At 46.0% G+C, this 844-nt stretch carries 1 protein-coding gene; it reads right to left on the reverse strand.

Annotated elements, in window-relative coordinates; genetic code table 11:
- Positions 1-844, reverse strand: an 844-nt coding sequence (locus F6K27_RS22925) for a hypothetical protein (RefSeq protein WP_353736049.1), incomplete at both ends; no start/stop codon positions are given.

Below are 844 nucleotides of genomic sequence, written 5' to 3' on the forward strand. Positions count from 1 at the left end.
GCAAAGGATACATTACCAGTGTTGGTCACTTTATAAGTCCAGGTCACAGTATCGCCAGGAGCGATTTCTGGTGCATCCTCTGGTGCGTCAGCATCTACTCCGTTGGTAGACTTTTCAATTTCGATGCTAGGGGCTGGAGTAATCGGCTCGACATGGTCATCAGTATCAGTGACATCATCACCAGGGTCATTGGGGTCTCCATCAGGAGGATTACCAAATACCTCAGCAGTATTCATCACTTCACCTGTATCAATATCTGCCTGAGTTAAGTTGTAGCTAGCAGTACCAATTACCATCTCACCAGGAGCCAGAGTTGTCACACCACCGAAGTCCACTGGAATGTCGAGACTATCAGTAATAGACAGAGTATCAAGAGTGACGTTACCAGTATTGGTGACTTTAAACTCGTAGTTAATCACATCCCCAGGATTAGCCACACCATTTTCACCCAGGTCTAAGGTACCAGTCTTGACCAGCTCAATATCAGCACCATCAGGAATCGGCTCGACATGGTCATCAGTATCAGTGACATCATCACCAGGGTCATTGGGGTCTCCATCAGGAGGATTACCAAATACCTCAGCAGTATTCATCACTTCACCTGTATCAATATCTGCCTGAGTTAAGTTGTAGCTAGCAGTACCAATTACCATCTCACCAGGAGCCAGAGTTGTCACACCACCGAAGTCCACTGGAATGTCGAGACTATCAGTAATAGACAGAGTATCAAGAGTGACGTTACCAGTATTGGTGACTTTAAACTCGTAGTTAATCACATCCCCAGGATTAGCCACACCATTTTCACCCAGGTCTAAGGTACCAGTCTTGACCAGCTCAATATCAG

Origin of the sequence: Okeania sp. SIO2F5 (genome assembly GCF_010692685.1) — a bacterium.
In the GTDB taxonomy this organism is placed as follows: Bacteria; Cyanobacteriota; Cyanobacteriia; order Cyanobacteriales; family Microcoleaceae; genus Okeania; species Okeania hirsuta.